At 69.8% G+C, this 22,614-nt stretch carries 24 protein-coding genes; 14 read left to right on the top strand and 10 right to left on the bottom strand.

What is annotated here, in order from left to right; all coding sequences use genetic code 11:
- Positions 1 to 38: 38 nt before the first annotated feature.
- Positions 39 to 626, bottom strand: coding sequence for a TetR/AcrR family transcriptional regulator (locus E1218_RS09190; RefSeq protein ID WP_165949198.1), 588 nt, complete (start codon positions 624 to 626; stop codon positions 39 to 41).
- Between the two features lie 44 nt (positions 627 to 670).
- On the opposite strand from E1218_RS09190, the gene E1218_RS09185 reads away from it, so the two are divergent.
- From E1218_RS09185 to E1218_RS09160, 6 genes are read left to right on the top strand one after another with little or no spacing between them, the layout of a single operon-like run.
- Complete coding sequence (locus tag E1218_RS09185; protein ID WP_132318276.1) at positions 671 to 1,912, top strand: acyl-CoA dehydrogenase family protein; 1,242 nt, start codon at positions 671 to 673, stop codon at positions 1,910 to 1,912.
- Positions 1,909 to 2,694, top strand: coding sequence for an SDR family NAD(P)-dependent oxidoreductase (locus E1218_RS09180; RefSeq protein WP_132318274.1), 786 nt, complete (start codon positions 1,909 to 1,911; stop codon positions 2,692 to 2,694). The genes E1218_RS09185 and E1218_RS09180 overlap by 4 nt, the downstream gene beginning before the upstream one ends.
- Entirely contained in the window at positions 2,687 to 3,733 is a 1,047-nt protein-coding gene (locus E1218_RS09175; protein ID WP_132318272.1) for a phosphotransferase family protein, read from the top strand. Before E1218_RS09180 ends, E1218_RS09175 begins: the two co-directional genes overlap by 8 nt.
- On the top strand, positions 3,734 to 4,339 hold the full coding sequence (locus tag E1218_RS09170; protein WP_132318270.1) for a histidine phosphatase family protein: 606 nt from the start codon (positions 3,734 to 3,736) through the stop codon (positions 4,337 to 4,339). It abuts the gene before it with no gap.
- Positions 4,340 to 4,347: 8 nt separating this feature from the next.
- Positions 4,348 to 5,091: an SDR family oxidoreductase gene (locus tag E1218_RS09165; protein ID WP_132318268.1), complete on the top strand. Its 744-nt coding sequence runs from the start codon at positions 4,348 to 4,350 to the stop codon at positions 5,089 to 5,091.
- Entirely contained in the window at positions 5,091 to 6,038 is a 948-nt protein-coding gene (locus E1218_RS09160; protein ID WP_132318266.1) for an LLM class F420-dependent oxidoreductase, read from the top strand. Before E1218_RS09165 ends, E1218_RS09160 begins: the two co-directional genes overlap by 1 nt.
- Positions 6,039 to 6,148: 110 nt before the next feature.
- Here the strand turns inward: E1218_RS09160 and E1218_RS09155 are convergent, their stop codons facing one another.
- From E1218_RS09155 to E1218_RS09140, 4 genes are read right to left on the bottom strand one after another with little or no spacing between them, the layout of a single operon-like run.
- On the bottom strand, positions 6,149 to 6,805 hold the full coding sequence (locus tag E1218_RS09155) for a hypothetical protein (RefSeq protein ID WP_132318264.1): 657 nt from the start codon (positions 6,803 to 6,805) through the stop codon (positions 6,149 to 6,151).
- Between the two features lie 24 nt (positions 6,806 to 6,829).
- On the bottom strand, positions 6,830 to 7,252 hold the full coding sequence (locus tag E1218_RS09150; RefSeq protein ID WP_233712110.1) for an MmcQ/YjbR family DNA-binding protein: 423 nt from the start codon (positions 7,250 to 7,252) through the stop codon (positions 6,830 to 6,832).
- 10 nt (positions 7,253 to 7,262) lie between these two features.
- Complete coding sequence (locus E1218_RS09145; RefSeq protein WP_132318262.1) at positions 7,263 to 9,119, bottom strand: sensor histidine kinase; 1,857 nt, start codon at positions 9,117 to 9,119, stop codon at positions 7,263 to 7,265.
- Positions 9,109 to 9,816, bottom strand: coding sequence for a response regulator transcription factor (locus tag E1218_RS09140; protein WP_132318260.1), 708 nt, complete (start codon positions 9,814 to 9,816; stop codon positions 9,109 to 9,111). The genes E1218_RS09145 and E1218_RS09140 overlap by 11 nt, the downstream gene beginning before the upstream one ends.
- Before the next feature lie 113 nt (positions 9,817 to 9,929).
- On the opposite strand from E1218_RS09140, the gene E1218_RS09135 reads away from it, so the two are divergent.
- Genes E1218_RS09135 through E1218_RS09120 form a run of 4 tightly spaced genes read left to right on the top strand, consistent with a single transcriptional unit; the run spans position 9,930 to position 14,267 of the window.
- The gene (locus tag E1218_RS09135; RefSeq protein ID WP_132318258.1) at positions 9,930 to 10,991 is read left to right on the top strand and encodes a hypothetical protein; all 1,062 of its coding nucleotides are present in this window, start codon (positions 9,930 to 9,932) and stop codon (positions 10,989 to 10,991) included.
- Complete coding sequence (locus E1218_RS09130) at positions 10,988 to 12,283, top strand: peptidoglycan-binding protein (RefSeq protein ID WP_132318256.1); 1,296 nt, start codon at positions 10,988 to 10,990, stop codon at positions 12,281 to 12,283. The genes E1218_RS09135 and E1218_RS09130 overlap by 4 nt, the downstream gene beginning before the upstream one ends.
- 20 nt (positions 12,284 to 12,303) lie before the next feature.
- Entirely contained in the window at positions 12,304 to 12,996 is a 693-nt protein-coding gene (locus tag E1218_RS09125; RefSeq protein WP_132318254.1) for an ABC transporter ATP-binding protein, read from the top strand.
- Positions 12,993 to 14,267, top strand: coding sequence for an ABC transporter permease (locus E1218_RS09120; protein ID WP_165949197.1), 1,275 nt, complete (start codon positions 12,993 to 12,995; stop codon positions 14,265 to 14,267). The genes E1218_RS09125 and E1218_RS09120 overlap by 4 nt, the downstream gene beginning before the upstream one ends.
- Here the strand turns inward: E1218_RS09120 and E1218_RS09115 are convergent.
- The 3 genes from E1218_RS09115 to E1218_RS09105 form a co-directional block, all read right to left on the bottom strand.
- Positions 14,169 to 15,527 (bottom strand): MFS transporter, encoded by a 1,359-nt coding sequence (locus E1218_RS09115; protein ID WP_132318250.1) that lies wholly within the window; start codon positions 15,525 to 15,527, stop codon positions 14,169 to 14,171. The two genes, E1218_RS09120 and E1218_RS09115, sit on opposite strands and share 99 nt — an antisense overlap.
- Positions 15,528 to 15,571: 44 nt before the next feature.
- Positions 15,572 to 16,504 carry an acyl-ACP desaturase gene (locus tag E1218_RS09110; RefSeq protein ID WP_132318248.1) on the bottom strand — a complete coding sequence of 311 codons (933 nt, stop codon included), beginning with the start codon at positions 16,502 to 16,504 and terminating at the stop codon, positions 15,572 to 15,574.
- A 121-nt stretch (positions 16,505 to 16,625) separates the two neighbouring features.
- Positions 16,626 to 17,249, bottom strand: a complete 624-nt coding sequence (locus E1218_RS09105; RefSeq protein WP_132318246.1) for an alpha/beta fold hydrolase — start codon at positions 17,247 to 17,249, stop codon at positions 16,626 to 16,628.
- 23 nt (positions 17,250 to 17,272) lie between these two features.
- On the opposite strand from E1218_RS09105, the gene E1218_RS09100 reads away from it, so the two are divergent.
- Together E1218_RS09100 and E1218_RS09095 are read left to right on the top strand one after the other, a co-directional pair.
- Positions 17,273 to 17,689, top strand: a complete 417-nt coding sequence (locus E1218_RS09100; protein WP_132318244.1) for an acyl-CoA thioesterase — start codon at positions 17,273 to 17,275, stop codon at positions 17,687 to 17,689.
- Entirely contained in the window at positions 17,686 to 18,789 is a 1,104-nt protein-coding gene (locus tag E1218_RS09095) for a zinc-dependent alcohol dehydrogenase family protein (RefSeq protein ID WP_132318242.1), read from the top strand. The genes E1218_RS09100 and E1218_RS09095 overlap by 4 nt, the downstream gene beginning before the upstream one ends.
- Here the strand turns inward: E1218_RS09095 and E1218_RS09090 are convergent.
- Complete coding sequence (locus E1218_RS09090; RefSeq protein WP_132318240.1) at positions 18,771 to 19,211, bottom strand: YciI family protein; 441 nt, start codon at positions 19,209 to 19,211, stop codon at positions 18,771 to 18,773. The two genes, E1218_RS09095 and E1218_RS09090, sit on opposite strands and share 19 nt — an antisense overlap.
- A 197-nt stretch (positions 19,212 to 19,408) precedes the next feature.
- Between E1218_RS09090 and E1218_RS09085 the strand changes: the two genes are divergently transcribed.
- Both E1218_RS09085 and E1218_RS09080 read left to right on the top strand, forming a co-directional pair.
- Positions 19,409 to 20,839: a zinc-dependent metalloprotease family protein gene (locus tag E1218_RS09085; RefSeq protein WP_132318238.1), complete on the top strand. Its 1,431-nt coding sequence runs from the start codon at positions 19,409 to 19,411 to the stop codon at positions 20,837 to 20,839.
- An 85-nt stretch (positions 20,840 to 20,924) separates the two neighbouring features.
- Positions 20,925 to 21,134: a hypothetical protein gene (locus E1218_RS09080; RefSeq protein WP_132318236.1), complete on the top strand. Its 210-nt coding sequence runs from the start codon at positions 20,925 to 20,927 to the stop codon at positions 21,132 to 21,134.
- 46 nt (positions 21,135 to 21,180) lie between these two features.
- Here the strand turns inward: E1218_RS09080 and E1218_RS09075 are convergent, their stop codons facing one another.
- Entirely contained in the window at positions 21,181 to 22,359 is a 1,179-nt protein-coding gene (locus E1218_RS09075) for a M20 metallopeptidase family protein (protein ID WP_132318234.1), read from the bottom strand.
- Positions 22,360 to 22,614: the final 255 nt, after the last annotated feature.

The raw sequence follows: 22,614 nt of genomic DNA, 5'->3' as shown, positions 1-22,614 counted from the left end.
GGTGCGAGGTGCTTGGGAGGGGTGGATGTGGTCCGGGGTCACAACTTCCGGAGCGCTTCGAGCGCCGCGATCGCGTGATCGACCAGTTCTTCGTCGGTGGTGGGGCGGTCCTCCTCCGGCAGGCCGGACCACTCGATGGCCAGGTCCTCGACATACGCGAACCACGCGTGCACCGTCATGCGTTCGGCGGTGTTCGCGTGGGGAGAGCCGATCACGTCGAGCACCCGGTCGGTGAGGCCCGTGCGGGTCTCGGCGTACACCTCGACGACGTAGTTGTCGCCGCCGGCGGCGCCGCGGACGAAAGAGATGTAGGCGTCCCGCCGACGGGTGACGAAGGCAACGAAAGCCAGCAGCATCTGCCGGAGCTGCTCGGGCGGCGGCAGCGACTCGTCCGGCTTGGTGACCCGCAGCAGCCGGCGTCCGGCGGCCGAGATGACCGCGACGTAGTAGTCCCGCTTGCTCGGGAAGTAGTGGAACAGCAGCCCGCGCGAGATCCCGGCCTGGCCCGCGACCGCGTCGATCGACAGCTCGTGGATCGGTTGCGTGCGCAGCATCATCAGGCCGATCCGGACCAGTTGCTTGCGGCGATCCTCCGCGGTCCAGCGCTGACTCACGCTATTGAGCATTGCTTAGACGCTGCGCTACGGTCAAGAAGACCGAGGGGAGCCTGATGGAGTTCGAACATTCGGCCCGGGCGAACGAGCTCGTCGGCCGGGTCGCGGAGTTCATCCGGACCGAGATCGAACCGGTCGAGGCGGAGTTGCACGCCGCGACCAGGACCGCCGCCGACCCGTGGCTCCCGCAGCCGGTGTTCAAGGAGCTGCAGGCGAAAGCCCGCGAGCAAGGACTCTGGAACCTGTTCCTCCCGGTCGCCGAGCCGGGCAACGAGCAGTACGGCGAAGGCCTGCCGAACGTCGACTACGCCCCGATCGCCGAGGTCACCGGGCGGTCGTTCCTGGCGCCGTACGTCTTCAACTGCAACGCGCCCGACACCGGCAACATGGAGGTCCTGCTCCGGTACGGGACGCCCGAGCAGAAGAAGCAATGGCTCGAGCCGTTGCTGGACGGCGCGATCCGGTCCGCGTTCTGCATGACCGAGCCGGACGTCGCCTCCTCGGACGCGACCAACATGTCCGCGACCGCGATCCTCGACGGCGACGACGTCGTCATCAACGGCCGCAAGTGGTGGAGCACGGGCATCGGCCACCCGGACTGCGAGCTGCTCGTCTTCATGGGCCGCACCGACCCCGGGGCCCACCGGTACGCGCGGCACACGATGGTGCTCGTGCCCCGCAGCACCCCCGGGGTCAAGGTGGAGCGCCTGCTGCCCACGATGCACCAGTACGACGAGCCGCACGGCCACGGCGAGGTGTCGTTCACCGACGTCCGGGTGCCGGCGAGCAACATCCTGGTCGGGCTCGGCCGCGCGTTCGAGATCGCGCAGGGCCGCCTCGGTCCGGGCCGGGTGCACCACTGCATGCGGCTGATCGGGCTGGCCGAGAAGGCGCTCGAGCTCACCCTCCGGCGTGGCACCAGCCGGACGGCGTTCGGCAAGCCGCTGGTCGATCTCGGCGGCAACCGCGAACGGATCGCGGACGCCCGGATCGCGATCAACCAGGCACGGTTGCTCGTGCTGCAGACGGCGTACCTGCTGGACACCAAGGGGCTCGCCGGTGCGTTGAGCGAGGTGAGCCAGATCAAGGTCGCCGTCCCGCGGATGGCGCAGGACGTGATCGACATGGCCATTCAGCTGCACGGCGGCGGCGGGCTGTCCGACGACTTCCCGCTCGCGGCGGCGTGGACGAGTGCGCGGGCACTGCGGTTGGCGGACGGGCCCGACGAGGTCCACCGCAACGTGGTCGCGAAGCTCGAGTTGGCTCCGTATCTGGCGCAGTACCGGGAGGCGAAGTGAGCCGAGTCCTCGTCACCGGCGGCGCCAGCGGACTCGGCGCCGCTCTGGTCTCCCAGTTTGTTGCCGAAGGCCACCAGGTGCTCAGTTCCGACGTGTCGGTCGACGGACCGGAGGACGGGGCGTCGTACCTGGAGCTCGATGTCCGCAGCCCGGGAGACTGGGCCAAGGCGGTCGAGTGGTGTGAGCAGCACTGGGGCGGTCTCGACATCCTGCTCAACAATGCCGGGATCGCGACCGGCGGCCGGATCGACATCGAGTCGCTGGACGAGTGGGACCGGGTCGTCGACATCAACCTGATGGGGGTCGTCCGCGGCTGCCGGGCCTTCACGCCGGTGTTCAAGCGACAACGGTCCGGTCACATCGTCAACACCGCGTCCGCGGCCGGGCTCGTCCATCCGCCGATGATGAGCTCGTACAACACGGTCAAGGCCGGCGTCGTCGCGCTCTCGGAGACGCTGTCGCACGAACTGCACCCGTACGACGTCACCGTGTCGGTGGTCTGCCCGTCGTTCTTCCGGACCAACCTGGCCGACTCGATCCGGGGCGCGGACACGGCGATGGGTGCGACCGCGCGGCAGCTGATCGAGAAGTCGCCGCGGTCGGCCGAGGAGATCGCCGCCGGGGTGATCGCCGGGATCAAGAAGAAGCAGTTCCTGATCATTCCGGACCGGCCGGCGCTGATGGCCTGGCGGACCAAGCGGTTCGCCCGGCCGCTCTACGACCGCCAGATGCGCAAGATCGCCGCCCGGGCCCGGGGGCGGGCCGACTCCGGTGATGAGTGATGGCGCTCGGGCGGTCCGGGACGAGGACGCCTTCGACGTGCCGGCGATGGACGGCTGGCTGCGGCAGCACACCGAGCTCCCGGCCGGGCTTCCGGAGGTCAGGCAGTTCTCCGGCGGCGCCTCGAACCTGACCTACCTCCTGCGGTACGACGGCCACGACCTGATCCTGCGACGTCCGCCGGCCGGGACGAAGGCGAAGGGCGCGCACGACATGGCCCGGGAGTACCGCATCCAGGCAGCCCTGAAACCGGTGTTCCCGTACGTGCCCGAGATGGTTGCCCACTGCAATGACACCGAGGTGATCGGCTCCGAGTTCTACGTGATGGAGCGGGTCGAGGGCACCATCCCGCGCCGGCAGGAGCTCGGCGTGGAGCTGACGCCGGAGCAGACCCGGCAGCTCTGCTTCACGATGATCGACATCCTGGTCGACCTCCACCAGGTGGACGCCGGCCAGGCCGGTCTCACCGATCTCGGCCGCGGCGACGGGTACGTCGAACGCCAGGTCACCGGGTGGACGGCCCGCTACCGCAAGGCCAAGACCTGGAACGTGCCCAGCTACGAGCGCGTGATGGCCTGGCTCGCCGCCAACCAGCCGGCGGACAGCGGCACCTGCGTGATCCACAACGACTTCCGGCTCGACAACATCGTGCTCGCGCCGGACGACCCGTTGACGGTGGTCGGCGTTCTCGACTGGGAACTCGCGACGCTCGGCGACCCGTGGCTGGATCTCGGCAGTGCGCTCGCGTACTGGGTGCAGGCCGACGACGACTGGGCGTTCCGCCGCTTCCGGCTGCAGCCGTCGGACGCGCCCGGCATGCCGTCGCGCGACGAGATCGTGCGGTACTACGCGGACCGCTCCGGACTGACACCGGAGAACTGGGCCTTCTACGAGGTGTTCGGGCTGTTCCGGCTGGCCGTGATCGCGCAGCAGATCTACTACCGCTACCACCACAAGCAGACCCGGAATCCGCGGTTCAAGAGCCTCTGGCTCCCGGTCAACCTGCTCGAGCGGCGCTGTCGCCGGATCATGAGGGGCTGAATGCCGACCGTCTACCTGATCCGGCACGCGCAGGCGTCGTTCGGCAAGAGTGACTACGACCGGCTGTCGCCGATGGGCGAGCGGCAGGCGGCCCTGCTCGGCAAGACTCTGGTCGCTCGCGGAGTCTCGCCGGCGGTGGTGGTGTCCGGCTCGATGCGGCGGCACGCGCAGACCGCGGCGCTCGCGGGGTTCGCGCCCGAGATCGACCGGGGCTTCGACGAGTTCGACCACGAGGAGATCATCGTCGCCCACAAACCGGCGTACTTCCAGGAGATGTTCACGGCTGCGACCGAGCGATGGGTCCGGGGTGGCGACGGCTACACCGAGAGCTTCGCGGACTTCTGTGAACGCTCGGAGGCGGCAATACGGCGTACCGCGGAGCGACTCGGAAAAGGTGAGACCGCGGTCGTGTTCACGTCCGGCGGACCGATCGCGGCGGTCGTGAGCCGGCTGCTGTCCGGTGGCGACGACCTGTGGCCGAGTCTGAACCCGGTCACGATCAACACGGCGATCACCAAGGTCGTGTCGGGTCGCAGCGACCTGACCGTGGTGAGCTACAACGAGCACGCCCACCTCGACGGCACCGAATTGCTCTCCTATAGATAGGAACAGTGATGCGACGCAACGTCCTGATCACCGGAGCGAGCTCCGGGCTGGGTGAGGAGATGGCCCGGCAGTTCGCCGCGAAGGGCCGCAGCCTGGTGCTGACCGCGCGGCGGAAGGACCGGCTGGAGGCGTTGCGCGCCGAGCTGACCGAACGGCATCCGGGGCTGACGGTGGTCGTCCACACCCTCGACGTGAACGACCACGAGCAGGTCTTCGAGGTGTTCCGGAAGGCCGACGCCGAGCTGACGCTGGACCGGATCGTGGTGAACGCCGGTCTCGGCAAGGGCGCGCCGCTCGGAACCGGACGGTTCGACGCCAACCTGCAGACCGCGATGACGAACTTCGTCGGCGCGCTCGCCCAGGCCGAGGCCGCGCTCGGACTGTTCCGCGCCCGGAACGCCGGCCACCTGGCCTTCATCGCCTCCGTCTCCGCGCTCCGCGGCCTGCCGAGGACGGTGACCACGTACGCCGCGACGAAGGCGGGGCTGGCGTCGCTGGCCGAAGGACTGCGGCTGGAGTTGCTCGGCACGCCGATCAAGGTCAGCACGATCTATCCCGGCTACATCCGGTCCGAGATGAACGACCACGTCGCGAACACGCCGCTGATCGTGGACACCGTTCCCGGCGTACGGGCGATCGTCGCCGCGATCGAGGCCGAGAAGGCGACGGCGTACGTGCCGCCGTGGCCGTGGGTGCCGCTGGCGCGGGTGATGAAGTTCGCGCCGCTGCCGTTGCTGAAGAGGATGATCTGATGCGGTGGGGACTGACCGTTCCGCTGACCGGGGTGCCGCTGCGCGAGCACCGGGCGCTGATCGCCGAGTTGGCCGCGTTGGGGTACACGGATCTGTGGTCGGCGGAGGTGGCCGGCACGGACGCGTTCAGCCCGTTGGTGCTCGCGTCCGAGTGGGACGAGCGGCTCCGGTTGGGGACGGCCGTCGTACCGGTGCACACGCGGGGGCCCGCTGCGTTGGCGATGAGTGCGGCGACGCTGGCGGACCTCGCGCCGGGACGGTTCGTGCTCGGGATCGGGGCGTCGTCGGAGACGATCGTGACCGGGTGGAACGGGATCGCGTACGACCCGCCGCTGGCCCGGACCCGGGACGTCCTGCGGTTCCTCCGGCAGGCGTTCGCCGGGGAGAGGGTTGACGGCGAGTTCGACAGCTTCACCATCCGGCGGTTCCGGCTGGAGAAGCCACCGGACGTGCCGCCGGCGATCATGCTCGCCGCACTCCGGCCGCAGATGCTGCGGCTCGCGGCCCGGGAGGCCGACGGCGCGATCACGAACTGGCTCTCGGCGGACGACGTCCGGCAGGTCCGCGCCGAGCTCGGACCGGACAGGGAACTGGCGGCCCGGATCTTCGTCTGCGTCACCGAGGACGCGGAGATGGCCCGCAACATCGGCCGCTTCCTGATCGCGACGTACCTGACGGTCCCCGGGTACGCCGCCTTCCACGACTGGCTGGGGCGCGGCGAGGCGATGAAGGAACTGCGCGAAGCCTGGGCCGCCGGCGATCGCAACGCCGCGATGGCCGCCGTACCGACCGAAGTCATCGACGACCTCATCGTCCACGGCACGCCGTCCGAGTGCCGCGCCCACATCAACCGCTACCTCGACAACGGCCTGGACACCCCCATCATCGCCACCCTCCCGACCGGGTCGGACCTCCACGACACCGCCCGCGCCCTCGGGCCCGCCTGAGGCGGCGGTCGGCCTGTCCGGTCGGCATCGGTGGTGGGCGCATGCGGAGGGACTGGGGGCACGCGATCACAGAACGCCGGGGTGGATGAGCAGATCCGCTCGTGCGCGGCTCAGCGGGGGGTGAGGTTGAAGACTCGGACGCAGAGTGGCTCGGCGTCGAGGTCGTGGATGATGACGACGCCTGAGACGGTGGCGCCTCTGGTGGTGCCGGAGAGCGGGATCACGAAGGTGGTCTGCTGACCGATCGGGGTGCCGGTGGTGAGGCTGGTCGGCGGCTGAAGGTGGGTTCGCATGAGGGTGCGGATCAGTTGTCTCGAGCTCTGGCAGGCGAGGGCGGCCGCCGCGGTGGGGTTGTTCGCGTTGAGCTGGGCAACGAAGCGGCGGGCGTGCTCGGTGGCGTTCGGGCGTGACCCGGTAACGGGTGGAGTGGCGACCGGCCGGGGCGTGACAGGTCGCTTGGTGGCCGACGGTCGAGAGGTCTTGGGCGGCTGCGACGGCGGGACCGTCGGGTCGGGGGTCGACGCCGGTGCGGCCGACGTGCGGAAGGGGTCAGGGGCCGACGAGGTCTTGTCCGAGATCAGGCGATAGGCGACGACGCCGCCGACGCCGAGGACGGCGACCAGTAGGACCAGCAGCAGGGTGATGATCAGCCCGGCGCGGTTCTTCCGGGGCGGCCGGCCGTAGTCGGGCGCGGCCGAGCCCGGGACGTAGCCGTGGGTCCGGTCCTGCGGACGCTGATCCTGCGGACCGGGCGGTGGGTAGCTCACAGCGCTCAGTGTGACAGCGGAAGGTCAGCCGAGGCGGTGTTCCTCGAGCCATGTCGTGGCGCGGCGGTTCGAGGCGCGGGAGAGCCAGGCGTCCTGGATGATTTCGGTGAGCTCCTGCCTGCTGAGGCCGCCGAGCTCGCTGGCGCGGACGAGGACCGACGGGTGGCCGTCGAAGTGCGGGGTGGTGAAGAACGGGTTCGACTCGTCCGACACCAGCGCGAGCTTCTCCTCCTCGGACTCGACCCAGATCATGATCACGTCGTCGTACCGCTCGCCGGTGTCCGGGTCGAAGGCGTCCGGCCGCGCGGTCCGGAAGAACACGAACGACTTCCCGCCGACCTGGTAGACAGGCCGGTTCGTCCCGTCGTCCCGCTCCCAGACGGTGACGTGCGGCATCGACCGTGCGATCTCGTGCACGTCGGCGACGCGCGCCTTCCGGGCAGCCACAACCGCGAGGTTAGCCAGCCGGGATCCAGATCGTGAAGGCGGACCCGGAACCGAGCCGGCTGCTGACCGTGATCCGGCCGCCGTGGGCCTCGGCCAGATGCTTGGTGATGGCCAGGCCGAGTCCGCTGCCGCCCGTCGTCCGGCTGCGGGACTGCTCGGCGCGGTAGAAGCGGTCGAACAGATGCGGGAGATGCTCGTCGGCGATGCCGGTGCCGTTGTCCGTGACGGTCAGGTTGTAGCCGTCGGCAATCCCTCGTACGCCGAGAACCACACGACCACCGGACGGCGTGAAGCGGATCGCGTTCGACACCAGGTTGCCGAGCGCCTGGCGGATCCGGGCGCTGTCGACGGACGCCGTTGCCGGCCCGTGGACCTCGGCCGTCAGGGAAACCCCGGCCGACTCAGCCGCCGGCCGGTGCGCGGACACCACCTGCTGCGCCAGCTCGGACAGATCGCGCGGCGCCGGATGCATCCGGAGCATGCCGGCGTCGGCCAGCGCCAGGTCCTGCAGGTCGGCGACGAGGTGCTCCAGCAGCCCCGTCTCCTCCAGCAGCGAACTCACAAGTTCACGATCCAGCGGTACGACGCCGTCCTCGGACGCGACCAGGTACCCCTTGATGTTGGCCAGTGGGGTCCGCAACTCGTGCGCGACGTCGCTCACCATCGCCTTCCGCTGGTGGTCGTGCCGCTGGATCGACTCCGCCATCGCATTGAACGCGTGCCCGAGCCGGGACACCTCGTCCTTGCCGGTCACCGGCACCCGGGCCGCGTGGTCGCCGTTCCGCATCCGCTGCGCCGCCCCGGTCAGTGCGACGATCGGCCGGACCAGGCGCCGCCCGGCGAACACCATTACCAGCGCCGCGATCAGCAGCACCCCGAGCGCTGTGGCCGCGGTCCGCAGCATGCCCTCACCGGAGAACACGTTGAACGTGCTCTTCTCACCCAGGTAGAGCTTGGCCGCCGGAGCGACGTACGGCGCCAGCGCCTGCGACCGCGCCTCGGACGTGCAGCGGGCGAGCGTCTCGCTCATCAGCTCGTCCTTCGGCGGTTCGACATACTTCAGCCCGTCGACCTCGGTGATGCCGTACTTCTCCCCGGCGGCGTCGAGGCAGGCGGTCGCGCGCCGGATCTCGTCGTCGTTCACGACCTTCGCCTTGGCGCTCGGCGCTCTCAGCTCGGGCGGCGTGCACTTGTCCAGGATCGGCTTGGAGATCTCCATCACCGTTGTGCCGTTGACGGTCTTGCCGTTCTCCACCACGACCTGGGGGGTGTTCCGGCCGCCGCTGGACACGGTGGCGACCTTGCCCTGCGCGCGGTAGCACGTGGCCGCCTTCTCGGCCAGTCGCTGCCGCTCCTCGAGCTCCTCGTCGGTGAAGCCCCACTCGAGGTAGTTCGGGTACGGCGGTGCCACCGCGGCCGTCATCACGGGATCGTTCGCCTTCCCGGCAGCTGCTGCCTTGCGACCGGAGACCACGCTGACGGACCCGGCGAATTTCCCCATCCCATCGCTGCTCGCGTCGATCGTCGCCGCCGGTACCGACGGGAGTTCGGGGCCGGCGCCGAACACCCGGGCCGAGTCGGCGATGACGCTGCCGTCCGGCTCGGTCAGCGCGACCCGGCGGCCCAGGTCGTCGGCCAGCTCGTTGACCAGTTTGTCGACTTCACTCCAGGTCGGGTGATCCGCGGCGTACTCCGCCAGCGCGGCGTAGATCCGGCCGTCGACCTGCAGTTGGCCCGTGTTCGCGTCGATCTCGCCTTGCAACTGCTCCGAGGTGCTGTAGGTCGCGATCACCGCGGTCGCGATCACCGCACCGAGCGCGACCGCGAGGGACAGTCCGAGGAACCGGACGAGCACGCTACGGCGCATCGGAGGCCACCACCGTGGTCGCGTCGGCGAGCTTGTAGCCCACGCCGTACACGGTCTTCAGGTACGCCGGCGTGCCCGGGGACGGCTCGATCTTCTTCCGGAGGTTCATCACGTGGACGTCGATCGTCCGGTCGAACACGTAGTGGTCGAACCCGAACGCGTGCTCGAGCAGCTGCTGCCGGGAGAACGCCCGCCCGGGGGAGGCCGCCAGGCAGGCCAGGATCTTGAACTCCGCCGGCGTCACCTCGACCAGGCGGCCGGCCAGCCGGACCTCGTGCCGGATCGGGTCGATCTCCAGCTCGCCGACCCGGTACACCTGGCCCTCGGCCCGGCTGCGGGTACGCCGCAGCACGGTCCGGACCCGGGCGACCAGCTCCCGCGGGTTGTACGGCTTGGTCAGGTAGTCGTCCGCGCCCAGGTCGAGGCCGAGCAGCAGGTCGTCCTCGGTGGACCGGGCGGTCAGCATGATGATCGGCACCTCACCATCGGCCCGCAGCACCCGGCACACGTCCAGGCCGTCGACCTTGGGCATCATCACGTCGAGCACCAGCAGGTCCGGGCTGCGCCGGCGGGCCTCGTCGATCGCGGCCCGCCCGTCGTGCACGACGACGGTCAGATGGCCCTCCCGCTCGAGATACCGCCGGATCAGCTCCGCCTGCTTCAGATCGTCTTCCGCGACAAGAATCCGGGCTGGCATACCGATCAATGTCGCCGAAGATCTTGAGAATCCGATGAAGATCGGCTGAGAGCATCGGGTGCAAACGGCTCCTTCACAGGTTCTTCACCGCTCCGGCGGCACGCTCCACAGCCATGAGAACCTCACGAACAGCACTCGCCGTCGTCGCCGTGCTCGCGCTGGCCGGCTGTGGAAACTCGAATGACCCGGACGCGGCGGCCGGTGATCAGAAAAGTGACAAGAGCCCGCTCGCGGAGTACATGGGTGAGGGGTTCGTCAACTCGTCCGGTGGCGGGATGCGGATGGCGGTCCGGGTCGGCGGCGGGGACGGGTCGTCGGAGGAGGAGCTCGCCAAGCAGCGCAAGGTCGAGGACGGGACCGCGGCCTGCATGAAGGCCGCCGGGTTCGAGTACGTCCCGGTCCCGCCGGAGTCGCAGCCGAAGGGCAAGTTCGACGAGGCCTTCAACCTGCCGCCGGACAAGTTCGCCGAGCAGTACGGCTACGGCATCAGCACGATCGACTGGTCCAAGGCCGGCGCCGACGACGGCGACAACCCGAACACGAAGATCCGCAACGCGCTCTCGCCGGCCGCGCAGAAGGCGTACGACAAGGCCCTCAACGGACCGAACGCGACCGCGAACGGCGCGGTGGTGATCGCCCCCAAGGAGGGGACGGGCCCGAAGAACAGCGGCCAGATGGACCTCGGCTGCCGGGGCAAGGCCGTCCAGGAGGTCTACGGCAAGGGCGAGGACCGCGAGGCCGAGTTCAAGAAGTACGACAACCTGTTCAAGGACATCGAGGCGCTCGCGAAGCGGATCGAGGACGACCAGCGGGTGGTCGACGCGACCACCGCGTGGGCCGACTGCCTGGCCGAGGCCGGCCAGGCCGGCTACAAGAAGATCGACGAGCCGCGGGAGAAGGTCAGCCAGAAGCTCGACGAGCTGACCGGGAACCAGCCGAACAGCAGCGGCCCGGGCAAGACCGTGAAGGGCCCGCCGTCGTTCGACAAGGTCGACGCGGCCAAGCTGGCCGAGCTGCGGAAGTTCGAGATCGATCTGGCGGTGGCCGACCAGAAGTGCCGGGCCAAGGTGTACGACGAGCCGTACAAGACGGTGCAGTGGGAGCAGGAGAAGGAGTTCGTCGAGCAGCACAAGGCCGAGCTCGAGGCGTACCGCGACGGAATGGCGAACCGGTGACCGCTTCGCCCAGGTCCCGCCGCCGGGTGCTGGTCGGCGTCTCCGCGGTCGCCGCGGTCTCGCTCGGAGTGGGCGTGGCCGCCGGCACCCGGATCACCTCGCCGGAGGACGCGGCCGCGAAGACCGCGGCCCCGAAGGCGTCCCAGATCACCGTGCCGGTGGAGAAGAAGGCACTGTCCAGCAAGGTCGTCGGCCGGGGCGACGCCTCGTTCGACGGCGCGGTGAACCTCCGGGTGGAGACCAGCGGCCTGAACACGCCGGCGATCGTGACGGGCAAGGTCCCGACGGTCGGCTCGACCATCACCGAGGGCAAGGCGCTGCTCGAGATCACCGGTCGGCCGGTCATCGGGCTGGCCGGCGTACTGCCGATGTATCGGACGCTGTCGCCGGGCAGCCAGGGGCCCGACGTACTCCAGCTCGAGCAGACGCTGGACCGGCTCGGCCTGGACCCGGGCGAGGTCGACGACGAGTACGACACCGACACCTCGCGGGCGGTCGAGCGGCTCTACGAGAAGGCCGGGTACGACGCGCCGGAGCCGTCGGAGCCACTCCGCCAGGCCGTCGACCAGGCGGACAAGACCGTCGACCAGATGAAGAACGCTCTCCGGCAGGCGAAGGCCCAGTTGAAGCAGGCCAAGGACGCGAAGGCGAAGGACACCTCCGTGCAGCAGGGCGCCGTCGACGACGCCGAGGAGAACCTGGCCGACGCGCAGGAAGCGCTGTACGAGGCCGAGTTCAAGGCCGGTACGCCGCTGCCGGTGTCGGAGGTCGTCTACGTGAAGACGCTTCCGCGCCGGGTCGACGACGTGAAGGTCGAGCGCGGCGGGACCGTGAACGGCGTGGTCATGTCCGCCAGCGGGGCCGCACTCGTCGTCACGGTGAAGGTCGACGCGCAGACAGCCGAGCGACTGAAGGCCGGCATGGCCGCGACCCTCGACCTCGGTGAGGGGACCGCGGTGGCCGGCAAGGTCCGCCGGATCACCCGGAACGGCGACCAGTACGACGTCGTGGTCGCCCCGAACACGCTGACGGCGAAGCAACTCGCGCTGTTCCGCGACGCGAATGTCCGGGTGACGATCCCGGTCAAGAGCACGGCCGGCAAGGTGCTCGCCGTACCGGTGGCCGCATTGTCGTCCGGACCGGACGGTGGCTCGCGGGTCGAGGTCCTGCGGGACGGCAAGGTCGAGCTGATCCCGGTCACGGTCGGGCTGTCGGCCGACGGATTCGCCCAGGTCACGCCGAGCGGCGACGCCAAGCTGTCCGAGGGCGACCAGGTGGTGGTCGGGACATGAGCGAGCGAAGCGAAACGTGGATGAGCGAGACCGCCGTTGCCCTGCCGGCTCCGGTGGTGGAGATGATCGGCGTACGGCGGTTCTTTCCCGGGCCGCCCGAAGTACAGGCGATCCGGGAGGTCGACCTGACCATCGGGCAGGGGGAGTACCTCTCGATCGTCGGGCCGTCGGGCTCGGGGAAGTCCACGCTGCTGCATCTGCTCGGGCTGCTGGACAACCCGACCGGCGGGGTCTACCGGCTCGACGGGGTGGACACGATGAGTCTGCGCGAGCGGCGTCGCGCCGTACTGCGGGGTGAGCGGATCGGGTTCGTGTTCCAGTCGTTCCACCTGCTCGACCACCGGACCGTTCTGGAGAACGTCGCGCTCTCGATGGTGTACGTCGGAGTGCCGCGGCGTGAGCGGATGGCGCGGGCACGGGTGGCGTTGCAGCGGGTGGGGCTCGCGCACCGGATGGACTTCGCGCCGACCACGCTCTCCGGCGGTGAGCGGCAACGGGTCGCGATCGCGCGGGCGCTGGTCGCCGAGCCGAGCCTGCTGCTCGCGGACGAACCGACCGGCAACCTGGACAGTGCCAACGCGGAGGCGATCCTCGAAGTGTTCGACGAGTTGCACCACGAGGGGATGACGCTGGCCGTCATCACCCACGACGACCACGTGAGCAGCCGGGCCCAGCGCCAGGTCCGCATCGTCGACGGAACCCTCCAGTGGTGACCGAAGCAGGCCCCCCGGATCCCGCCGGCGGGCCGTCCACCTCACGCCGCGCCCGCCGGCGCCTCAGAAGCAGACCGGCAGCACGAGACCTGCTGGACGAGGCGCTGGCTGGTGTGGCGGCTCGTCCGACGCGGCTGATCCTGACCACGCTGGGGACCGTGCTCGGAATCGCCGCGCTGGTGGCGACGGTGGGGCTCGGGCAGACGGCGTCGGGGCAGATCACCCAGCGGTTCGACCTGGCGGCGGCGACGCGGGTCGTCGTCCAGCCGGAGGAGAAGGGTGGTCAGGAAGGCGAGGCGGCGACCCAGCTCCCCTGGGACGCGCCCGACCGGATCCAGCGGCTGAACGGCGTCGACGCCGCCGGCACCGTGAGCACGCTGGACGTCGGCGACGACCTGGTCCGCAGTGTCGCGGCGCTGGACGGCCAGAAGGACGGGCACGCGCTGAAGGTGATGGCGGGCTCGGCCGGGCTGTTCGACGCGGTGCGCGCGGTACTGCGGACCGGCCGGTTCTTCGACGCCGGCCACGACCGGCGCGCCGACAAGGTGGTTGTCCTCGGCAAGCACGCGGCGAGCCGGCTCGGCGTCAACCGGGTCGACTCCCAGCCCGCGGTGTTCATCGGCGACGAGCCGTACACGGTGATCGGCATCCTCGACTCCGTCTCCGGCCGGGCCGAGCTGAACGACGCGGTGATCATGCCGAACGGTACGGCGAAGACGGCGTACGACCTGGAGTCACCGGACGCCGTCGAGATCCGCACCCAGGTCGGCGCGGCCCAGCTGATCGCCGGTCAGGCCCCGATCGCGATCCAGCCGAACGACCCGAGCACCCTGAACGTCGACGCCCCGCCGAAGCAGGGCGCCGTCCGCAAGGGGGTCGAGTCCGACCTGAACGCGCTGTTCCTCCTCCTCGGTGCGGTCGCCCTGCTCGTCGGCGGCCTCGGCATCGCGAACGTGACCCTGCTGTCGGTGCTCGAACGCATCTCCGAGATCGGCCTCCGCCGGGCGCTCGGCGCGGCCCGAAGACATGTCGCGATCCAGTTCCTGGTGGAGAGCGTGATCGTCGGGTTCCTCGGCGGTCTGCTCGGCACGGCGGTCGGCGTACTGCTCACCGTGGGAGTGTCGTGGGTGCGGGACTGGACCCCGATCCTGGACAACCGGCTCGCGTTCGGGTCACCCCTGCTGGGTGCGTTCATCGGCCTGGTCGCCGGCACGTACCCCGCGTGGAAAGCCTCCGCCATTCAGCCCATCACCGCGCTCCGCGGTACCTGACCCGTCCCGGCTGAGCCGCGCGTACACGACCGCGGTGAGGAGGAAGCCGAGCACGATGAAGGCCAGCACCGGGTACGACTTCCCGTCGTCGGGCAGGACCACCGCGCCGAGCGCGGCCGCGGAGACCTGCCCGACGTTGAAGATCATGTCGTAGAGGGAGAACACCCGGCCGCGGTAGACGTCGTCGACACCCGTCTGAACGAGGGTGTCGACGCTGATCTTCACGCCCTGCGCGCAGAAGCCGGTAAGAAACCCGGCCGCGATCAGCGCGGGCTGCGTGTAGAGCCCGCCGGGCATCGCGGTCACCGCCGCGGCCGCGACGAACAACGCCGTGATCCACTGCCGCAATGTCATCACTCGGGTCGCCCACGGGGTCACGAGCGCGGCCAGGAACAGGCCCGCGCCGACCGCGCCGGTCGCGACGGCGAGCGCGCCGAAGGCATCGTCCAGACGGTCGGGGCCGTAGAGGTAGTTCCGGTACAGCAGGATCATCGCGACCGTGACGAGCCCGAAGAAGAACCGCAGCGAGCCGATCGCGGCGAGTCCGAGGGCGGCCTGCCTGCGCTCCCGCAAGTGGCGGCCGCCGTCGGCCAGGCCCTTCGCGATCGTCCGGATCGCCTCGAGGAAGCCGGGCTCCTCACCGTTCAGGTCGGGGCCGAGTCGGTGTCGACCGAGCCGGAGGGCGAGCAGGGCCGCGGCGGTGTACACGAGGACCGTGAGCCCGAGGACGGCCAGGTCGGAGTCGACGATCAGCTTGACCCCGGCACCGATTCCGCCGCCGACGAGGAAGGACGCCGTACCCGAGGTCGGCGTGACCGCGTTCGCCATCACCAGCTCGTCGCGGTCGACCACGTGCGGGAGGCCCGCGGACAGGCCCGACAGCAGGAACCGGTTGACTCCGAGGGTCAGCAGTACGGCGAGGTAGAACGGCACTCCCGCGTTGCCGATCGCAACGATCGCGCCGATTCCGACGACCAGCGCCGCCCGGGTGAGGTTGGCCCCGAACAGGATCTGCCGCCGTGACCACCGGTCCAGCAGGACGCCGGTGAACGGGCCGAGGACGGAGTACGGCAGCAGTGCCACCGCGAACAACCCCGCGATCGCGGCCGCGTCCGGCGCCCGCTCCGGGGAGAACAGCACGTACGACGCCAGCGCGACCTGGAACACCCCGTCGCCGAACTGCGACGTCAGCCGGACCGCGAACAACCGCCGGAAATCTCCCCGCCGCAGCAGCGTCGCCAGATCCCGGATGAACCGCACGTCCGCAGCCTAACCGTCAGGACCTGAGTAGGGGGTTGACGTCGTCAGGCGGTCGTGCGGGCGGCCTGGCGGGCTCGCAAGCGGTCGCGTTGCTCGACGAAGCGGGTTGCCTGGGTGTCGAGTCCGGTCATGAACCCGGCAAGCTCGTCGCGTGCCCGGGCGCCGTCGCCGGAGAGATCCTCGCGGTCGAAGACCTTCCACATCCGCAGGATCGGCGCGACCACCTCGTCGTGGTGCAGGCGCAGGTCGTAGATGCCGGCCTTGGCGATCGTCACCGAGTTGCGGGCGAAGCCCTCCATCGTGGCGCCCGGCATCGAGAAGCTCGTCACCTCGTTGGTGACCGCTCGCATGGTCTCGTTCGGCGCCGTCTCGAAGGCCGCGGCGACCAGGTTCCGGTAGAAGATCATGTGCAGGTTCTCGTCGGTGGCGATCCGGGCCAGCAACTGGTCCGCGATCGGGCAGCCGGTCGCCTTCCCGGTGTTGCGGTGTGAGACTCGCGTGGCCAGTTCCTGGAAGCTGACGTAGGCGATCGCTTCCAGCATGTTCTTGTCGACCTCGTGGCCGGCCGTCATGTGAGCCATCCTGGCGGTCTCCAACTCGACCGGGTCGACACCGCGAGTCACGACGAGGTAGTCACGCAGGGCGATCCCGTGCCTGCCCTCCTCGGCGGTCCAACGGCCGACCCAGGTACCCCACGCGCCGCCGAGTCCGAACTGGGTCGCGATCTCCCGGTGGTACGAGGGCAGGTTGTCCTCGGTCAGCAGGTTGGTGATCATCGCGACCTTGGCCACCGGGTCGAGCCGGGACTGCTCCGGCGACCAGTCGTCACCGCCGAGGAAGGCGAAGTCGCGGCCCTCGCTCCACGGCACGTAGTCGTGCGGATTCCAGTCCTGGGTGATGGCGAGGTGTCGTTCGAGATTCCGCTCGACCACAGGCTCCAGTTCGTGCAGCAGATTCGTCACCAGCTTGTCGGTCACCAGAATCTCCTTCGTCGGCGATTCCACCCACCCTACGGCACCGTAGGTTACGGCACCGTAGGTTGGGGGATGTCGAGGCCGGGACGCCGATACTCGGGTAAGCGATGCGGCGCCCCGGGTGTCAGCTCGTCAGATAGCTGGCCGGGACCTTCGGGTGACCGAGCATCGGGAAGTGTGCGCCCGGCAGCTCGTCGGGCGCGAAGCCCAGCCGTTCACGTGTCATCCGGCGCATGAAGGCTGCCGGGAACAGTTTGTCGTCCAGCCCGATCACCGCCCGGGTCGGGACGTCCGGCCACCGATCGATCGCGCACGGTTCGGCCATCGGCCTGTCCTCCTGCTCCCACAGGTGCCTCCGGGCCTCGGTCGCGACGTCTTCCGGCAGATCGTGGAAGAACGTGTCGGTGCCGTCCTCGACCCAGTCGTAGCCGGTGTTCGCCCACCAGTCCTCGATCCGCTCCCCGGCCGCCGGCACCATGCCCGCGACCAGCACGAACTCCCGGACCGGCAGCCGCTGACACACCATCGCACCGGTGAACCCACCCATCGAGTGCGCCACCACCACGACCTCGCCGCCGTCGGGTACGGCGCTCAGCACGGCGTCGACGTACTCCGGAAGCCCCGCCGACGGGTCGTCGCACGGCAGGTCGACCGCGATCACGTCGTGGCCGCGGCGGACCAGTTCGCCGGTGACCGGATGCCAGTGCCACGACGTGCACCCCGCGCCCGGGATCAGGACGAATCTCATGCCGATCACCTTATGGTGGGCCGATGGACAGGAGCTCCTTCCCGCACTTCCTGGGGATCACACTGCGGTGGAAGGACAACGACGTCTACGGGCACGTGAACAACGTGGAGTACTACAGCTTCTTCGACACCGTGATCAACGACTTCCTGATCCGGGTCGGCGGGCTGGACATTTACCGCGGCGAAGTGATCGGGCTCTGCGTCGACTCGCAGTGCACGTTCGAGCAGTCGCTGGAGTTCCCGGGCACCGTCGACGCGGGGCTGCGGGCCGGCCGGGTGGGGAGCTCGAGCGTCCGCTACGAGATCGGCCTGTTCCGCGAGGGCTCGGACCAGCCCGCCGCGACCGGCCGGTTCGTGCACGTGTTCGTCGGCCGGGAGGACCGCCGCCCGGTACCGGTCCCGGACCGGATCCGCGAGGCACTCGAAGGGATCACCGGATGATCGTGCGTGGCGCCGTACTGCGGGAGACGGGCCTGCCCGCCCCGTACGCCGAATCGCGTCCGCTGCGGATCGAGGAGATCGAGCTGGCGCCGCCCGGACCGGGCGAGCTGCTGGTCCGGATCCGGGCCGCGGGGCTGTGTCACTCCGACCTGTCCGTGGTCGACGGCTCCCGTCCGCGCGTGATGCCGATGCTGCTCGGGCACGAGGCCACCGGCGAGGTCGTCACTTCGGAAGCGCCCGGGTTCGCGCCCGGCGACACGGTGGCGTTCGCCTTCGTGCCGGCGTGCGGGGAGTGCGGCCCGTGTGCCGAGGGCCGGGCCGCTCTGTGTGAGCCGGGCGCCGCCGCCAACACCGCCGGCACGTTGCTGAACGGCGTACGACGGCTTGACGGGGTGCATCACCATCTCGGCGTGTCGGGGTTCGCCGACCACGCGGTGGTGTCCGCACGGTCGGCGGTCAGGATCGACCGGGAGCTGCCGCCGGAGATCGCGGCGTTGTTCGGGTGTGCGGTGCTGACCGGCGTCGGCGCGGTGGTGAACACAGCCCAGGTCCGGGCCGGGCGGAGCGCGGTGATCTTCGGCCTCGGCGGTGTCGGGCTGTCCGCGCTCCTCGGTGCTGTCCTGGTCGGAGCGCATCCAGTCATCGCGGTCGACCTCGTCCCGGAGAAGCTCGAACTGGCTCGGGCCCTGGGAGCCACCCACACCGTCGACGCCGGCAGCGAGGCGGTGGAGGAGATCAGAGCAGCGACCTCAGGCGGGGCCGACTACGCCTTCGAGACCGTCGGCAGTGCGAAGGTGCTGGAGCAGGCGTACGCCGCCACCCGCCGCGGCGGCACCACCGTGACCGTCGGCCTGCCGCATCCCGCGCAGACGTTCAGCGTGCCCGCGGTCAGCCTGGTCGCCGAGGAGCGCACGGTGAAGGGCTCGTACCTCGGCTCGTCGGTCCCCAGCCGGGACATCCCGCGCTACATCGCGCTGTACCGGGCCGGTCGCCTGCCGGTCGACCGACTGCTGACCTCCACCGTCGGGCTGGACGATCTCAACGAGGCGTTCGACCGGCTCGCCGGCGGTACGTCGATCCGTCAGGTGCTGGTGCTCTGACGGTCGGCCAGCAGCTTGGCGGTCGCCGCCTCGCGGGCCCGCGCCTCGGCCGTGAACTCGTCGCCGAAGTCGTCCTCGGTCGCGACCTGCCGGATCTCCAGCCGGCCGGTGTTGCCGTCGTCGGCGGCCAGGCAGCGCCAGCCCCACTCCATCGCCTCCTCGCGGGAGGCGACCTCGATCAGGCAGAACCCGGCGATCAGTTCCTTGCTCTCGGCGAACGGGCCGTCGACGACGCGCTGCTTGCCCCCGGACAGCTCCAGCCGGAAACCGGCCGAGCTCGGCAGCAGTCCCTCGCCCGCGAGCAGGACGCCCTTCTCGGCCATCTCGGCCATCACCCGGGTCATCTCGTCCAGGCTCTTCTCGCTCGGATTCTCCCCGGCCTCGGACTTGTCGCTGGCCATGAACATCATCATGAACCGCATCGGTTCTCCCCTCGTCGCGTCGGCCCCATCATGTCCCGCCGACGGGTCGGTGGTCGCGGCGCAGACGACTGTTAATTCGGCGGAAAGCTATTCCCACCCGGGCAACCATCGGGCAGGCTACGCACAGTGCGGAACCGCCCACCGCACGTGAGGCACATCACAAGTGAGGCGTAGGAGTCCCTGAGGAGGACCCCCTAATGCACACCCGTATCCGCCGCACCGGTGCCCTTGCCGGCGCCGGTGCCGTCATTTTCGGTGCGCTGGCCGTCGTGGCCGGCAACCAGGCCGACGCCCAGCAACCCGTCCCCACCCCGATCGACCAGCTCCTCGGTCAGGAGCTCCAGGGTAAGAGCGCGCTCGGCCGCGTCCAGTCCCGACTCGCCGAGCTGTCCGAGCGCAACGGCATCCCCGCCGCAAAGCTGCAGCAGATCCTGGCCACGGACGAGACCAGCTGGCTGGACAAGGACGGCAAGCTCTTCTACCGCGAGCCGGTCTCCGGCACGAAGCAGGTCGCGGCGCCGTCCCCGCGGTGGGCCAAGGATGCGGTCGCCGCCGCTACCGGACCGGCGTTCGAGCTGCACAGCAAGCCGGGATCCAACCGGGTCATCTACCTGGACTTCACCGGCCACACGATCACCGGTACGGCGTGGAACACCAACGGCAAACCGGCCACCGTGAACGTCACGCCGTACGACACGAACGGCAACCCGAGCACGTGGAGCACCGCCGAGCAGGACGTGGTCCGTGACGTCTGGGCCCGGGTGGCCGAGGACTACGCGCCGTTCGACGTGGACGTCACCACTCAAGAGCCGGCCGCGGCCGCGATCACCCGGTCCGGGGCGTCCGACCAGCAGTACGGCACGCGAGTCCTGATCGACCCGACCACCTGGTACCAGTCCGGCTGTGGCTGCGGCGGCGTCGCGTACGTCGGTGTGTACGACAACACCAGCAACCACTCGTACTACCAGCCCGCCCTGGTCTTCACCAAGGGTGTCGGGACCGGCGCGAAGAACATCGCCGAGGCCGCGTCGCACGAGGCCGGTCACAACATCGGCCTCAGCCACGACGGTACGGGGTCCGTCGGGTACTACCAGGGTCACGGCGCCTGGGCGCCGATCATGGGCGTCGGCTACTCCAAGGCGATCAGCCAGTGGAGCAAGGGCGAGTACTCCGGTGCCAACAACAAAGAAGACGACTTCGCGGTGGCCGGCCAGAACGGTCTGACGCTGCGGGCCGACGAACACGGCAACACCACGAGCAACGCCACCGCGCTCTCCCTCGGCACCAGCGTGAGCGGTGTCTACGCCAGTGACTCCGACGTCGACATGTTCCGGATCGACCTGTCGGCCGGCACCTTCACCTTTGCCGCCAACGCGGCCCTGTCCGGCGCCGACCTGGACATCAAGCTCCAGCTGCTGAACTCCGCCGGCACGGTCCTGGCCACTGCCGACCCGGCCGCCGGCCAGTCGAACTCGGCCACCCCGACCGGTCTGAGCGCGAGCCTCAGTCGTCAGGTCACCGCCGGCCGGTACTACCTGCGGGTCGAGAACACCGGCTACGGCAATCCGCTGAACACCGGCTACTCCACCTACGGCAGTCGCGGCGGCTACACGGTCCGCGTCAGCTGACACACCTGAACTGCCCGGGGCCGTCGTTCCCACCGAGATCGACGGCCCCGGGCCTCCTGGTGGGGGGACCTGTGAGGAGATTCCGTTGCACAGCACCTTCCGCCGCGCCGGTCCGCTCGCCTGCTCCGGTGCTGTCGTGTTCGGCGGCCCGGCGCTCCGAACCGCCTGGATGGCCACCGACGAGACCGCCTGGCTGGACGCCGACAGCCGGCTGTTCTACCGCGAGCCCGCGCTGACGGGCTACTCCACCTACGGCGGCCGCGGGGCGCACAGCCTGGTCGTCGCGCCGTCCTGATCCCTGCGGCCGGCGGCCTCTGCCGGGCCGGCCAGCCGCAGCCCTGTCACATCAGGTGCTGGGCGGCCAGGTGGGCGAGTGCAGCGGCCTGATCGCTCAGTACGGCGTCGTCGAAGCGCACCACGCTCGAGTGGTTCGACGGACCGTCCTCGCCGACGTCGTCCGGACGCGCACCGAGCATCACGAACGTCCCGGGCACCTCGGCCAGCACCATGGAGAAGTCCTCGGACCCCATGAGCGGGTCGTTCAAGGGCGGCACCCGGTCCGCGCCGAACAACTCACCCAGTCGGGCCGTGGTCCCCGCCGTACGTGCCGGGTCGTTGATCGTCACCGGATACTGCTTGGTGAAGGTCGCGTCAACCGTGCAACCGTGCGCGGCCGCGATCCCCTGCGCCAGCGCCGGCAGGTCGCCTGACAGTTGGTCGAAGGTGCCGTTCGACAGAGTGCGCACTGTCGCGCCGAGCCGCGCGGTGTTCGGGATGACGTTGACCGCGATGCCGGCCTGGAGTTGGGTCACCGTGATCACGACCGGGTCGAAGACATTCACCCTGCGGGTCGCATACGTCTGCAACGCCAGCACCAGCTCGGCGACCACCGGCACGGGGTCGACCGTCATGTGCGGCGACGAGCCGTGCCCGCCCCTGCCATGCACCGTGACGTGCAGCTGGTTCGAGCCTGCCATCACCGTTCCGGGCCGGGTCTGGAACAGTCCCTTCGCGGCCATCGACCAGACGTGGATCGCGTACGCCGCGATCGGCTTGTCACCCGTCGCCTGCAACAGACCCTCGCGGAGCATGTAGCCCGCGCCGCCCAGGCCTTCCTCGCCGGGCTGGAACATGAAGAGCACGTTGCCCCGCAGTTCCTCGCGATGTGCGCTCAGCAACCGGGCCGCACCGACCAGCCCGGCCGTGTGCAGATCGTGGCCGCAGGCATGCATGTTCCCGTTGGTGGCCGCGTACTCGAGCTCGGTCTCCTCGACCACCGGCAACGCATCCATGTCACCACGGAGCAACACCGTCGGCCCCGGCTGTCCACCACGCAGTACGCCGACCACCGACGTCAGCTCCTTGCCGGTGGTGATCTTCAACGGCAGTCCGGCCAGCGCGTCCAGGACGAGCGCCTGGGTCTTCGGCAAGTCGAGCCCCACCTCGGGGATCCGGTGCAGCTCCCGCCGCAGCTCGACCAGTCCGGGTGCGACGGCGGTGGCTTCCTCGACCAGGTTCATCAACAGCTCCCTCGAACGCGCGACGTCCCGCCACCGTAGCCCGGCGTTCGCGGATCTGCTCAACGCTTGTCGTCGAGGGTGAACCGCAGCGACTCCAGCAGCATCGACAACGACTCGTTGAGCTCGAGGATCCGCCTCTTCTCGGAGGACCGACCGCCTCCTCGCACCCCAGACGACTGCCCCCTCCCCGCGCTGCGGGGGATTGACCGTTGTTCCGCGGTGCGGAGGACTGACGGCCTTCTCGCGTTTCGGTGG

The organism is Kribbella turkmenica, from assembly GCF_004348725.1.
In the GTDB taxonomy this organism is placed as follows: Bacteria; Actinomycetota; Actinomycetes; order Propionibacteriales; family Kribbellaceae; genus Kribbella; species Kribbella turkmenica.
This window is presented reverse-complemented; position numbering and strand designations above follow the sequence as displayed.